Consider the following 13,415-nt stretch of genomic DNA (forward strand, 5'->3'; position numbering starts at 1 on the left):
TGGAAAGGTGTTCCACCCGGCTGGTAGGGTGCCCGCATGAGGTCCACTCCCGAGCAGCGGCGCGCGGCCCGGCACCGGTCGCCCGCCGGTCAGGACCCCGCCGCCCGCACCGCCCCGCGCGCCCGCCGCAAGCAGCCGATCACCGTCGATCTGATCGTCGACACGGCGCTGGAGATCGTGGCGGCGGAGGGGTACGAGGCGCTGACGATGCGCCGCGTGGCCACCGCCCTGAAGACCGGGCCCGCCTCGCTGTACTTCCACGTCGTCAACAAGACCGACCTGGACGACCTGCTCATCGGCCGCCTCAGCGCCGAACTGGCCATCCCCGAGCCCGACCCGGCGGCCTGGCGGGAGCAGATCATCGACGTCTGCGCGCAGATGCGCGACCAGTACCTGAGGTACCCCGGCATCTCCCGCGCCGCCCTGGCCGTCATGCCGACGAACCTGGAGACCCTGCGCGTCAGCGAGGGGATGCTGTCGATCCTGCTCGCCGGGGGCGTGCCGCCGCAGACCGCGGCCTGGACCTGCGACGCCCTGACCCTGTACGTCAACGCCTACAGCCTGGAGACGTCCCTGCGCATGGCGCAGCCCGGCGACACCGAGCGCGCCGAAGGGGACGACGCGTGGGTGCTGCCCCGCGGCGAACTGCTGAGCCGCTTCGCCGCCCTCCCCGACGACCAGTTCCCCAACACGCGGCGGCACGCGGCCGAGCTGACCGCCGGCACCGGCCACGAGCGGTTCGACTTCACCCTCAACCTGATGCTCGACGGCCTCACCGGCCGCTGACGGCGGCGGGCCCGCCCGCGCGGCTTCCGGGTGCGGGGTCGTGCGGGGCGTGGGAACCTGGTGCCGTGACCTCGGAAGGTGGGACGGCCGCTTCCCAGCGGGCCATGGGCAGGCCGCGCGCGACCTCGCCGGCCGTCCTGGAGCGGCTGGCGTTCGAGCTGTTCGCCCGCAAGGGGTTCGACGAGACCACCGTGGACGACATCGCGACGGCGGCGGGGATCGCGCGGCGGACGTTCTTCCGCTACTTCTCGTCCAAGAACGACCTGGTGTGGGGCGACTTCGAGGGGCAACTGCGGAGGCTGCGCGCGCTGCTCGACGAGACCGGCCCGCGCACGCCGATGATGGACGCGGTGCGCCGCGCCGTGGTCGAGTTCAACCGGTTCGACCCGCAGGACGTGCCGTGGCACCGGCAGCGGATGCAGCTCATCCTGGGCGTGCCGACCCTGCAGGCGGACGCGACGCTGCGGTACTCGTCCTGGCGGTCGGTCATCACCGCGTTCGCGGCCGAGCGCACCGGTGAGCCGGCGTCCGCGCTGGTCCCCCGGCTCACCGGCAACGTCGTGCTGGCCGCCGCGGTCTCGGCGTACGAGTTCTGGCTGGCGTCCGGGGAGGAGACGGTGCTGGCCGACGTGCTCGACGAGGCGCTCCGGCGGGTGAGCGACGGCCTGTCGGCGGTGCCGGACGGCGCCGGCCCGGTGTCGCGCTGATCAGCCGCCCCGGCGGACGGTGGCGGCGATCACCTCGCCGATGAGGACGGCCGTGGCAGCCGGGCCGCGCAGCGGAGCCGTCGGCAGGATGGACGTGTCGGCCACGCGGAGCCCCTCCAGGCCGTGCACGCGGCCCTGCCCGTCGACCGCGCCGCCCATCGGCACGGTTCCGCACGTGTGCTGGGACGTGCCGAGCCGGGCGAGTATCCACGCGTCGAGCAGGCCGTCGTCGTCCAGCCATCCGGGCTCCGGCTCGACGAGTCCTTCGCAGACCTCGCCGAAAGCGCCGGTCGCCACGATGGCCGCCGCCGCCCGCACGGCCTCGCGCATCCGGCGCCGGTCGGTGCCGGTCTCCAGATAGCCGTAGGTGATGCGCGGCGGGACGTCCGGGTCGGCGGACACGGTGCGGAGCGTCCCCGCTCTGCGAGGTGTCTGGACCGACACGAGGAACGGTATCGGCGCGCCGGGCGCCGCCGCCTCCCCGCCGACCAGGGCCATGGTCGGCACGAGGGACTGCAGGATCTCCAGGTCGCCCGCCGCGTCGCCGCCGGAGGAGGGCAGGTGCAGGACGCCGCCGAGCCAGCCGCCGGACGGCACGGGCATCGGCCGCCGCGGCGTCCACTCCACGACGGTCTGGGGATGGTCGCTGAGGGCGGCGCCCACGGCGGGAAGGTCGTGGACGACCGGAATACCGTGGCGGGCGAGGTCGTCGGCCGGGCCGACGCCGGACAGGTGCAGCAGGTGGGGTGAGGACAGCGAGCCCGCGCACAGGATGATCTCGCCCGCGTCCAGGACCGTCCGCCGCCCGCCGCGTTCGACCACGACCCCGGTCGCCCTGCCGCGGCGAATGACGACCGACCGCACCACGCACTCGCCCAGGACGGTGAGGTTGGGCCGGCGCGCCGCCTCGCCGAGCAGGTAGGCGACCCCGGTGTTGATCCGGCTGCCGCCGCGGGTGTTCGTCGGGACGGGCCCGAAGCCGGGTGCCCCCTGGTCGTTCTTGTCGGGATCGTCCGGATACCCCAGCGAGCGGGCGGCGGCCTGGAACGCGGCGGCGGCGGGATGGCGCAGGTCCGTCCGGTGGACGGGGACGGGGCCGTCGCCGCCGTGCAGTGCCGTCGCCCCGAGATCGAGGTCGGTCTCCAGCGCGCGCATGACCGGCAGCGCCCGTTCGTAGGACCAGAGGTCGCCGTGCACCGACCAGCGGTCGAAGTCCTCGCGCCGCGCCCGGACGAAGTAGCCGCCGTTGACGGCGGTCGACCCGCCGAGGAACCGCCCGCGCGCCGCCGCGTACGGCAGTCCGGGCGCGAGCAGGGCCGGGAACGTCCGGACGGCGGCGTTGCCCGGCTGCGCGCCCGGGACGAGGCGCGCGTCCAGCAGCCCGGCGGGGAAGTCCGGCGGCGTCCGCGGCGCCGGGCCGGCCTCGGCGAGCAGCACCTCGCAGCCGGCGTCCTCGCTGAGCCGGGCCGCCAGGACGGCCCCGCTGCCGCCCGCTCCCACCACGAGCACGTCGGGGCGGCGCCGGGCGGGGGCGATCACGCGGGATTCCGGCGGATCATGGGGTGGAGCCTTCCTTTTGGCACTCGATGCATTTACTATCCGTCCAGGACCGATGGTACGAGCCGCGCGGCATGCCGCCGGAAGGAGGACCCATGGACACCGACGCCCCGCAGCAGCAGGACGCCGACCGGGCCGACGAGCGGGCCCCGGACGCCGACGTCGCCGAGTCGCTGATCGAGGAGGTCTCGATCGACGGCATGTGCGGCGTCTACTAGGCCGCACGCGATGACCGAGCCCGCGCCCGGCCTCGACCTCGACCGCGCCTGGGACCTGCACCCGCAGGTCTCGGTGCGGCCCGAGCCCTTCGGCGCGCTCCTGTACCACTTCGGGACGCGCAAGCTGTCGTTCCTGAAGGACCGCCGGCTGCTGGAGGTCGTGCGCTCCCTCGGGGACGCGCCCACCGCCAGGGAGGCGTGCACCCGGGCCGGCGTGCCCGCGGCGGACCTGCCGAGGTTCGGCGCGGCGCTCGGCGCCCTGGCCGGCTCCCGCATGCTCGTGGAAAGGACCCCATGACCACCACGACGAACCGGCCCGCCCCGCAGAACCCCGCGCAGCGGTCCGGGACGCGGCTGGTCGACCTGTTCGAGTACGGGCTCGACGCGCCGATCTGCCTGACCTGGGAGCTCACCTACGCCTGCAACCTGTCGTGCGCGCACTGCCTGTCCAGTTCCGGGCGGCGCGACCCGCGCGAGCTGAGCACCGCGGAGGCCAAGGCCGTCATCGACGAGCTGGAGGCCATGCAGGTCTTCTACGTCAACATCGGCGGCGGCGAGCCGACGGTCCGGCCCGACTTCTGGGAGCTGCTGGACTACGCCACCGCCCACCACGTGGGCGTGAAGTTCTCCACCAACGGCGTGCGGATCACCCCGGAGGTCGCCGAGCGGCTGGCCGCCAACGACTACGTGGACGTCCAGATCTCGCTGGACGGCGCGACGCCCGAGGTCAACGACGCGGTGCGCGGCCCCGGCTCCTACGACACCGCGATCCGCGCGATGCGGAACCTGCGCGACGCGGGGATGAAGAACTTCAAGCTGTCGGTGGTGTGCACCCGGCACAACATCCCGCAGATGGACGCGTTCAAGGCGATCGCCGACGAGTACGGCGCGCAGCTGCGGCTGACCCGGCTGCGCCCGTCCGGCCGCGGCGCCGACGTATGGGACGAGCTGCACCCGCGCCAGGAGCAGCAGCGCGAGCTGTACGACTGGCTGGTCGCGCACGGCGACAGCGTGCTGACCGGCGACTCGTTCTTCCACCTGTCCGCCTACGGCAAGGCGCTGCCGGGCCTGAACCTGTGCGGCGCCGGACGGGTGGTGTGCCTCATCGACCCGGTCGGCGACGTGTACGCCTGCCCGTTCGCGATCCACGACGAGTTCCTCGCGGGCAACATCCGGCAGCCCGGCGGGTTCGCCCGCGTCTGGCGCGAGTCGGACCTGTTCCAGAACCTGCGCGAGCCGCAGACCGGCGGGGCGTGCGCGTCCTGCGGCTTCTACGACACGTGCAAGGGCGGCTGCATGGCCGCCAAGTTCTTCACCGGCCTGCCGCTGGACGGCCCCGACCCCGAGTGCGTCCAGGGGTACGGCGAGAAGCTGCTCGCGCAACGTCCCGAGGACCGTGCCGGGATCCCGAAGCCGTCCGCCGACCACTCGCACCGCACCTCGCCGCCGCGCCGCCGTCCCGTGCCGGTCACGCTGATGACCAGCCGCCCGGAGCGTCCGCCGGTGAGCGCCTGCGAGGAGAACCCGCTGGCCGGACTGCGGCTCACCTAGCGGCCGTCCACCCATCCAGGAGACATCGAGATGTTCAAGAACCCGTGGTTCGAGACCGTGGCCGAGGCGCAGCGCCGGGCCAAGAGGCGGCTGCCGCACATGGTCTACGGGGCGCTGGTCGCGGGCTCGGAGCGCGGCCGGACGATCGACGCCAACACCAAGGCGTTCGGCGACCTCGGCTTCGCGCCGCGCGTCGTCGGGCACAAGGCGCAGCGCGACCTGTCCACGACCGTGATGGGCGTGGAGACCTCGATGCCGGTGCTCATCTCCCCCACCGGCGTGCAGGCCGTGCACCCCGACGGCGAGGTCGCGGTGGCGCGGGCCGCCGCGAACCGGGGCGTCATCATGGGGCTCAGCTCGTTCGCGAGCAAGCCCGTGGAGGAGGTCGCGGAGGCCAATCCGAACGTCTTCTTCCAGATGTACTGGAGCGGCGACCGCGACGCGATGATCCAGCGCCTCGACCGCGCGAAGCAGGCGGGGGCGAAGGCGCTGATCGCCACGCTCGACTGGTCGTTCTCCAACGGCCGGGACTGGGGCAGCCCCATGATCCCGGAGAAGATCGACTTCAGGACGGCGGCGAAGCTCGCGCCCGGCGTGCTGCCGCACCCCGGCTGGCTGTGGAAGTTCGCCAAGGAGGGCCGGATCCCCGACCTCACCACCCCGAACCTCAAGCCGCCGAACGGCCCGGCGCCGACGTTCTTCGGCGCGTACGGCGAGTGGATGCAGACGCCGCCTCCCACCTGGGAGGACGTCGAGTGGCTGCGCAAGGAGTGGGGCGGGCCGTTCCTGCTCAAGGGCGTCACCCGCGTCGACGACGCCAAGCGCGCCGTCGACGCCGGGGTGACGGCGCTGTCGGTGTCCAACCACGGCGGCAACAACCTCGACACCACGCCCGCCACGATCCGCGTCCTGCCGTCGATCGCCGAGGCCGTCGGCGACCAGATCGAGGTGCTGCTGGACGGCGGCGTGCGGCGCGGCGGCGACGTCGCCAAGGCGCTCGCGCTCGGCGCGCGGGCGGTGCTCATCGGCCGCGCCTACCTGTGGGGCCTGGCGGCCAACGGGCAGGCCGGGGTGGAGAACGTCCTCGACATCATGCGCGGCGGCCTCGACTCCGCCGTCCTCGGGCTGGGGCACTCCTCCGTCCACGAACTCAACCCCGACGACCTCGTTATCCCGCCCGGGTTCGCGCTGACGCTCGGCGGCGGATCGGTCGCCGACGCGCCGGCGAGCTGACGTGCCCGCTGCCGGCGACCTGGCCGGGGCCGCCTGGACGGACGTCCGGGCGGCCCCGCTGGTCCTGGTGCCGGTCGGGTCGTGCGAGCAGCACGGCCCGCACCTGCCGCTGTCCACCGACACGGTGATCGCCGAGGCGGTGGCCGGGCGCGCGGCGGACGCGCTGCGCCCGGACGCCGGCGGGCAGGTGCTCGTCGCGCCGCCGATCGCGTTCGGCGCGAGCGGCGAGCACGCCGGCTTCCCCGGCACCGTCTCGATCGGGCACGAGGCGCTGAACGCGGTGCTCGTGGAGACCGTGCGCTCGCTCGCGCTGTGGGCGGGACGGGTCGTCTTCGTCAACGGGCACGGCGGCAACGTGCCCACGCTCGACGCCGCCGCCGGCCGGATGCGGGCCGAGGGGCACGACACCGCCTGGGTCGGCTGCGGCGTCCCCGGCGGCGACGCGCACGCCGGGTTCACCGAGACGTCCGTGATGCTCTATCTGGCCCCTGATCTGGTACGGCCGTTCGACGCGGTCACCGGGGAGTCCCGCCCGCTCGCCGCGATCATGCCGGAGCTGGTCGCGGGCGGGGTTCGCGCCGTCTCGCCGTCCGGGGTGCTCGGCGACCCGTCCGGGGCCTCCGCCGAGGCGGGCCGCGAGATCGTGGACGCCATGGTCGCGTCGGTCGTCCGCCGGATCGGCTGCGGGCGCGCGGACGAGCGCGGGCGCCTCCTCGACGCGGCGGTCCCCCGGTCATGAGCCGGTTCCGGCTGCCCGACGGCTTCCCCGTCGCCCTCGCCCGGGACACCTCGCTCTGGTCGGGCGGGCGCGTGGCCACCGGCGGCGCGCCCTGGAAGGTGGTGCGGCTCGCGGCCGCGGCCCGCCCGCAGCTGGCGGCGCTGCGCCGGGCCGGCGCCGCCGGTCTCGCCGACTCCTCGCCGACCGGGCGGGCCCTGGCCCGCAGGCTCCTCGACCTCGGCATGGCCGACCCGCTCCCGGCGCCGCGTCCCGGACCGCACGACGTGACCGTCGTGATCCCGGCCTATGAGCGGACCGGCGAGCTGGAACGGTCCCTGGCCGCCGCCGGGGACGTGCCGGTGATCGTCGTGGACGACGCGTCGCCCGATCCCGGACCGCTGCGGCGGGTCGCGGAGGCGTACGGGGCGCGGCTCGTCCGGCATGACCGCAACCGGGGCCCGGCGGCGGCCCGCAACACCGGGCTGCGGCTGGTGGAGACGCGGTTCGCCGCGTTCGTCGACTCCGACTGCCGGCCGATGGAGGGCTGGCTGGACGTCCTCGTCCCGCACTTCGACGATCCGCGCGTCGCCGCCGTCGCCCCCCGGATCGTCCCGCTGTCGGAGGACACCGGGCTGCTGGCCCGCTACGAGACCGCCCGGTCGGCGCTGGACATGGGGATACGGCCGGCGCTGGTGCGTCCGGGCGGGAGGCTCGGGTTCGTTCCGACCGCGACGCTGCTGGTGCGGGTCGCGGCCGCGGCGGAGGAGCCGTTCGACGAGGACCTGCGGCTGGGCGAGGACGTCGACTTCGTCTGGCGGCTCGGCGACCGGGGGTGGAACGTCCGCTACGAGCCCGCCGCGCAGGTCGCGCACACGCCCCGGCTGCATCCCGTCGCGTGGGCGCGGCGGCGGCATGAGTACGGCACGTCCGCCGCCGATCTGGCGCGGCGGCATCCCGGCAGGCTCGCGCCGGCGCGGCCGTCGATGTGGAACCTCGCGGTCCTCGTCCTGCTCGCCCGAGGCCGTCCGGGTATGGCGGCCGGAGTGGCCGGGGTGACGGCGGCGCTGCTGGCCAGGCGGCTGTCCGAGCTGCCCGCCGACTGGAGCCTGGCCGTCGCCATCGTCGGCAAGGGCGTCGTCGCCGACGCCGCCGCGCTCGGGCACGCGCTGCGCCGCGAATGGTGGCCGCTCGGCCTGTTCACGCTCGCCGCCTCCCCCCGCAGCCGCGTCGCCCGCGCGGCCGCCGTGGCCATGCTCGCGCCGATCGCGCTGGAATGGCTGCGGCAGCGTCCGTCGATCGACCCCGTCCGGTACACGGTCCTGCGGCTCACCGAGGACGTCGCCTACGGGTCCGGCGTGACGGCGGCGTCGGCCCGCGCGCGCTCTGCCGCTCCCCTGCTCCCGGACGTCCGGTTCCCGGAGTCGTTCTCCTCCGCCCGTGCGCGGGCCCGCACCGCCGCCGCGCGGTGGATCGCGGCCGTCCGCCCGGCGGGCCGCGATCCGCGCTGACGCCTTCCACCCCGCCTTCTACGCCGCCTTCTCCACTGCGGTCAGCGGTTCAGCGCGCCGAGGTCGACGGGCAGCTGGGCGCCGGTGATGTACTTGCCCTCGTCGGAGGCCAGGAAGGCGACGATGTTCGCGATGTCCTCCGGCTCGACCATCTCGTAGGGCAGCGCCGGCATGTAGATGGGCCCGAGCATCGGGCTCTGCTCCAGCAGCTCGGTCATCGTCCCGCTGGTCATCCCGGTCCGGACCCCGTGCGGGTGGACGGTGTTGACCCGGATGTCGTGCTCCCCCAGCTCGTTGGCGAGGACCTTCGCCAGGCCGACCACGCCGTGCTTGGACGAGGCGTAGTGCGCGAGGAAGGGCAACCCCTTCAGGCCCGCCACCGAGCTGGTGATGATGATCGAACCGCCCTGGCCCTGCTCGATGAGCGTCGGCACGGTGGCCTTGACCGTCTTCCACACCCCGGTGAGGTTGGTGTCGATGACGTCCTGCCACTGCTCCTCTTCGAGCTCCCAGGTGCGGCCGTAGTTCACGATCCCCGCGTTGGCCACCACCACGTCGAGCCGGCCGAGTTCGGCGACGCCCTCCTGGACGGCCGCCTGCAGCGCGGCCAGGTCCCGCACGTCCGCCTTCCGGGCCACGACCCGGCGTCCCTGCTCGGCCACCAGCTTGGCGGTCTCGTCAAGGTCGTCCTGGGTGGAGGGCTCGTAAGGGACGTGGGAGCTGGCCGCTCCCACGAGGTCCACCGCGATGATGTCCGCGCCCTCGGAGGCCAGCCGGACGGCCTCCGCGCGGCCCTGCCCGCGCGCCGCGCCGGTGATGAAAGCGACCTTGCCTGTCAAACGCGCCATGGGGTTCTTCCTCCACATTGGTCAGACCCGGCGACGCAGGGGCGGAAGGCCTTTTCGGGCGGACAACGGCTGCGCTGCCATCGGGCCGATAAGCGGTCCCCGTCATAGTGGCACTCAGTGCCAAAAGGAGCAAGAGCCCGCTCGGCCCCGTGTGGGCCCGCCGCCGCCACCGGCGCCGACAGCACGGTGACGGCGGCGGGGGCCGAGACCCCGGCGGCCGGGGGTTCCCCCCGGATCCCCGGCCGCCGGGCCGGCGGACCGCGCGGGCACGCCGGTGCGGGGCGGGCCGCCGGAAGCACCGCCGCGCGACGCCCATCCTCACCGGGCCGGCGGTGGGGGGCATCGGTAGATGAACCGAATCCGGGTACCGATTCCCGGTCGCCATCCGTAGCACCGCAATTACAATTCAGGCGTACCGCAAGTCGCCGGGCGTCCGGCGGGAGCTGACTCGGAGACGGCGTGGCGCTGGAAGTGACGCTGGAACGGCAGACGGGGCGTCTGCCCGCGGAGTTCACCAGCTTCGTCGGGCGGAAGACGGAGCTGCACCAGGTCGGGAGGCTGATCGACGGGCACCGGCTGGTCACCCTGACCGGGCCGGGCGGGGTCGGCAAGACCAGGCTCGCGGTGCGCACCGCGGCCCGGGCGCGCGACGCCTTCGACGGCGGCGTGTACTTCGTCGGCCTGTCGAGCCTCACCGAGCCCTCGCTGCTGGCGCAGGCGGTCTGCGACGCGCTCGGGCTGGCCGGCCAGGGCTGCGGGCCGGCCGCCTCCCGGCTCGCCGACCATCTCGCCGACCGGCGGGTGCTGCTCGTCCTGGACACCTGCGAGCACCTGCTCGACGCGTGCGCGGCGCTGGCCGAGGTGCTGCTGCGCAGCTCCCCGGGGCTGCGCGTGCTGGCGACCAGCCGGCAGCCGCTCGACGTGCTGGGCGAGCACACGATCAGCATCGCCCCGCTGGGCCGTCCCGGGTCCGGCGCACCCGACGCGGCGGAGGCGCCGGACGGCGAGGAGTGCGACTCGGTGAAGTTGTTCGCCGAGCGCGCCGCCGCGGCCGTCCAGGGCTGGACGCTCACCAACGGCAACCGCGACGCCGTCGTCCGGCTGTGCGACCGCCTCGACGGGATCCCGCTGGCGATCGAGCTGGCCGCGGTGCAGCTGCGGACCTTCTCGGCCGACCAGGTGCTGACCCGGCTCGGCACCCGGCTGTTCCAGGCCCGCGGCGCGCGCACCAGCGTGCCGCGGCACCAGACGCTGCGCGCGGCGATCGACTGGAGCCACGCGCTGTGCTCGGCCGAGGAGCGGCTGCTGTGGGCGCGGCTGTCGGTGTTCGCCGGCGACTTCGACCTCGACGCCGCCGAGCACGTCTGCTCCGGCGAGGGCCTGCGGGCCGAGCAGGTCGTCGACGTGCTGACCGGCCTGGTCGACAAGTCGGTCGTGCAGCGCGCCGACCGCGGCGGCGTGGTGCGGTACCGGATGCTCGACAGCCTGCGCGAGTACGGCGTCGAGCGGCTGGCCGCCGGCGGCGGGCAGGCCCGGCTGCGGCGGCGCTGCTTCGACTGGTACGCCGGGCGGCTGCGGCGCGCCCGGGCCGAGCTGGCGGGCGCGGAGCAGACCCGGTGGCTCGCGTGGTTCGACCGCGAGCGCGCCAACATCCGGGCGCTGCTCGGCCACGTCCTGGCGACCGCCGAGACGGCCACCGCCCGGGACGCGATGGACGCCCTCGGCCGGCTCTGGATGCTGCACGGCATGGCGGGCGAGTGCCGGCACTGGATGGACCGGCTGCTGGAGGCCCGCGACACCACGGGCGAGGGCTGGGCGCGCCTGCTCGGCCTCGCCGCCCTGACGATGACGCTCCAGGACGACCTCGACGCCGCGAGGGAGCTGCTCGGCCGGGCGGCCGCGCAGGCACGGGCGGAGGGCGACCGGGACGCGGTCGCGCTGGTGACCTGCTGCGAGGGCGCCACGGCGCTGTTCGCCGGCGACGTCGACCGGTCGCTGCGGCTGCTCGGCGCCGCCGACGAGCTCGGCGAGGACGCCGGCGCCGACGTGCTCCTGCTGCTGGTGGAGGTGTTCCGCGGCGTCGCGCACCTGTTCAAGGGCGACCACGCGGCGGCCGTCGAGCACGCCGGGCGGGGCGCGCGGGCCGGCGAGGAGCACGGCGAGCTGTGGGTGCGCTCCTACGGCACGCTCGTCGGCGGGCTCGCGCTGTGGCTCGCGGGCGACCTCGACGCCTCGCTCGAACGGCTCCGCTGGTCGCTGCGGATCAAGCGCGACCTCGGCGACGAGCTCGGCATGACGCTGGGCCTGGAGGCGATCGCCGGATGCCTGTGCAGCGGCGGCGAGTACGTCCGCGCCGCGCGGCTGCTCGGCGCCTCCGACCGGATGCGCGAGTGCACCCAGACGGCCTGGTTCGGCCCGCACCACGCGATGCTGCGGGAGACCCACATCGCGGAGGCCGTCGGTGCGCTGGGCGAGCGGCGGTACCGGACGGCGTTCGAGGAGGGCGGGCGCCTTCCGCCGGCGCACGCGATCCAGGACGCGCTGGGCGAGCCCCCGCCCTCCGCCGCGTCCTCCGCCGGTTCCGCGCGGGCGGCGTCGCCGCTCACCGAACGCGAGCGGGAGGTGGCGGCGCTGGTGGCCGAGGGGCTGTCCAACCGCGATATCGCCGACCGGCTGACGATCGCCAAGCGCACCGCCGACTCCCACGTCGAGCACATCCTCGCCAAGCTCGGGTTCTCCTCCCGCGCGCAGATCGCCGTCTGGGTCACCGAGCAGAACACCTGACCTCCGGTCCCCGGTGCGTGTGCTCTCGATCACGGAGGGTAAGGCCGGATCTGCACGGGGACGCCGATCGGGGAGGCACCGGGGATGCAGGGGTTCGCCACCGCGACGGTCTACGAGGGCCCGCTGGCGGAGGTGCCGCCGGACGGGCTGCGCAAGATCTGGCTGTGGGCGGCCCTGATCGCGGTCGGGGGGTTCCTGTTCGGGTTCGACACCGGGGTGATCTCCGGGGCGCTGCTGTACATCAAGACCGACTTCGGGCTGAACTCCTTCGAGCAGTCGAGCGTGGTCAGCGTGCTGGTGCTCGGCGCCATGGCGGGCGCCCTCGGGTCCGGGCGGATCGCCGACCGGATCGGGCGCCGCAGGATCCTCGGCCTGGAGGGGCTGGTCTTCCTGATCGGCACGGTGATCGCCGTGCTGTCCACCGGGTACCCGATGCTGGTCGTCGGCCGGCTGGTGCTGGGCCTGGCGGTCGGCGGCGCGTCGGCGACCGTCCCGGTCTACCTCTCGGAGATCTCCCCCAAGGAGATCAGGGGCCGCACCCTGACCCTCAACCAGCTGTTGATCACCGTCGGCATCCTGATCGCCTACCTGACCAACCTCGCGTTCTCCGGCGCCGGCGACTGGCGGGCCATGATCGGCGTCGGCGCGGTGCCCGCGCTGGTGATCGTCGCGGCGTCGCTGTGGGTGCTGCCGGAGTCGGCCGCGTGGCTGGCCGCGCGCGGCCGCCGCGACGAGGCGCGCCGGCTGGTCGCCTCCGTCACCAACGGGGCGACCGCCGACCGGCTCCTGGACCGCTACGAGCGCGACCGGTCGCGCCGCGACGACGGGCGGACCGGCTGGCGGACCCTGCTCGGCGCCGACGTCCGCCCCGCGCTGGTCGTCGGGCTGACGCTCGCGGCCGTCCAGCAGTTCGGCGGCATCAACACGATCATCTACTACGCTCCGACGATCATCCAGGAGAGCGGGCTGACCGCGTCGAACTCGATCGTCTACTCCATCGCCATCGGCGTCATCAACCTGGTGATGACGCTGGTCGCGATCCGCGTCATCGACCGGTCCGGGCGCCGGCCGCTGCTGCTGTTCTCGCTCGGCGCGATGACCGTCATGCTGGCGCTGCTCGGGCTGTCGTTCGTCGCGGGCTGGTCGTCCGGGCTGTCGCTGGTGTGCATGGTGCTCTACATCGCCGGCTACGCGGTCGGCACCGGGCCGGTGTTCTGGACGCTGATCGGGGAGGTCTTCCCGCCGCGCGCCCGGGCCGCCGGGTCCGGCGCGTCCACCGCGGTGAACTGGCTGGCGAACTTCGTGGTCAGCCTGGTCTTCCTGCCGATCGCCGGCGCCATCGGCCAGGGCGAGACGTTCTGGATCTTCGCGGTGATCGCGGCGCTCGGCTGGGTCTTCGTGGGCCGCTTCGTCCCCGAGACCAAGGAGCGCGACTTCACCGAGGTCGACGCCGACCTGCGGTCCCGGTTCGGGCGGCGCGCCCCGGCAGGGACCGGCTAGCCCCG

The 13,415-nt window shown here is 74.5% G+C and carries 12 protein-coding genes; 10 read left to right on the forward strand and 2 right to left on the reverse strand.

Annotated elements, in window-relative coordinates; translation table 11 throughout:
• Positions 1 to 36 precede the first annotated feature (36 nt).
• A complete protein-coding gene (locus QP089_RS34235; RefSeq protein ID WP_285917375.1) occupies positions 37 to 786 on the forward strand; it encodes a TetR/AcrR family transcriptional regulator in 750 nt (249 codons plus the stop codon).
• Between the two features lie 65 nt (positions 787 to 851).
• The gene (gene mftR / locus QP089_RS34240; RefSeq protein WP_285917376.1) at positions 852 to 1,493 is read left to right on the forward strand and encodes a mycofactocin system transcriptional regulator MftR; all 642 of its coding nucleotides are present in this window, start codon (positions 852 to 854) and stop codon (positions 1,491 to 1,493) included.
• Here the strand turns inward: mftR and mftG are convergent, their stop codons facing one another.
• Entirely contained in the window at positions 1,494 to 3,032 is a 1,539-nt protein-coding gene (mftG, locus tag QP089_RS34245; protein ID WP_285917377.1) for a mycofactocin dehydrogenase MftG, read from the reverse strand.
• 113 nt (positions 3,033 to 3,145) lie between these two features.
• On the opposite strand from mftG, the gene mftA reads away from it, so the two are divergent.
• From mftA to mftF, 6 genes are read left to right on the forward strand one after another with little or no spacing between them, the layout of a single operon-like run.
• Positions 3,146 to 3,268 (forward strand): mycofactocin precursor MftA, encoded by a 123-nt coding sequence (gene mftA / locus QP089_RS34250; protein WP_285917378.1) that lies wholly within the window; start codon positions 3,146 to 3,148, stop codon positions 3,266 to 3,268.
• A gap of 10 nt (positions 3,269 to 3,278) precedes the next feature.
• On the forward strand, positions 3,279 to 3,566 hold the full coding sequence (gene mftB, locus QP089_RS34255) for a mycofactocin biosynthesis chaperone MftB (protein WP_285917379.1): 288 nt from the start codon (positions 3,279 to 3,281) through the stop codon (positions 3,564 to 3,566).
• Complete coding sequence (mftC, locus tag QP089_RS34260) at positions 3,563 to 4,819, forward strand: mycofactocin radical SAM maturase (RefSeq protein ID WP_285917381.1); 1,257 nt, start codon at positions 3,563 to 3,565, stop codon at positions 4,817 to 4,819. Before mftB ends, mftC begins: the two co-directional genes overlap by 4 nt.
• A gap of 30 nt (positions 4,820 to 4,849) precedes the next feature.
• Positions 4,850 to 6,052, forward strand: a complete 1,203-nt coding sequence (mftD, locus tag QP089_RS34265; RefSeq protein ID WP_285917383.1) for a pre-mycofactocin synthase MftD — start codon at positions 4,850 to 4,852, stop codon at positions 6,050 to 6,052.
• Position 6,053: 1 nt separating this feature from the next.
• Complete coding sequence (mftE, locus tag QP089_RS34270) at positions 6,054 to 6,791, forward strand: mycofactocin biosynthesis peptidyl-dipeptidase MftE (RefSeq protein ID WP_285917384.1); 738 nt, start codon at positions 6,054 to 6,056, stop codon at positions 6,789 to 6,791.
• Entirely contained in the window at positions 6,788 to 8,278 is a 1,491-nt protein-coding gene (gene mftF, locus QP089_RS34275) for a mycofactocin biosynthesis glycosyltransferase MftF (protein WP_285917385.1), read from the forward strand. The genes mftE and mftF overlap by 4 nt, the downstream gene beginning before the upstream one ends.
• A gap of 41 nt (positions 8,279 to 8,319) precedes the next feature.
• Here mftF and QP089_RS34280 read toward each other — a convergent pair whose 3' ends face one another.
• Positions 8,320 to 9,126: a mycofactocin-coupled SDR family oxidoreductase gene (locus tag QP089_RS34280; RefSeq protein WP_285917387.1), complete on the reverse strand. Its 807-nt coding sequence runs from the start codon at positions 9,124 to 9,126 to the stop codon at positions 8,320 to 8,322.
• A gap of 459 nt (positions 9,127 to 9,585) precedes the next feature.
• On the opposite strand from QP089_RS34280, the gene QP089_RS34285 reads away from it, so the two are divergent.
• On the forward strand, positions 9,586 to 11,910 hold the full coding sequence (locus tag QP089_RS34285; RefSeq protein WP_285917389.1) for an ATP-binding protein: 2,325 nt from the start codon (positions 9,586 to 9,588) through the stop codon (positions 11,908 to 11,910).
• An 84-nt stretch (positions 11,911 to 11,994) separates the two neighbouring features.
• Positions 11,995 to 13,410, forward strand: a complete 1,416-nt coding sequence (locus tag QP089_RS34290; RefSeq protein ID WP_285917390.1) for a sugar porter family MFS transporter — start codon at positions 11,995 to 11,997, stop codon at positions 13,408 to 13,410.
• The last annotated feature ends 5 nt before the right edge of the window (positions 13,411 to 13,415 follow it).

This window comes from Actinomadura opuntiae (assembly GCF_030283205.1).
GTDB lineage: Bacteria > Actinomycetota > Actinomycetes > Streptosporangiales > Streptosporangiaceae > Spirillospora.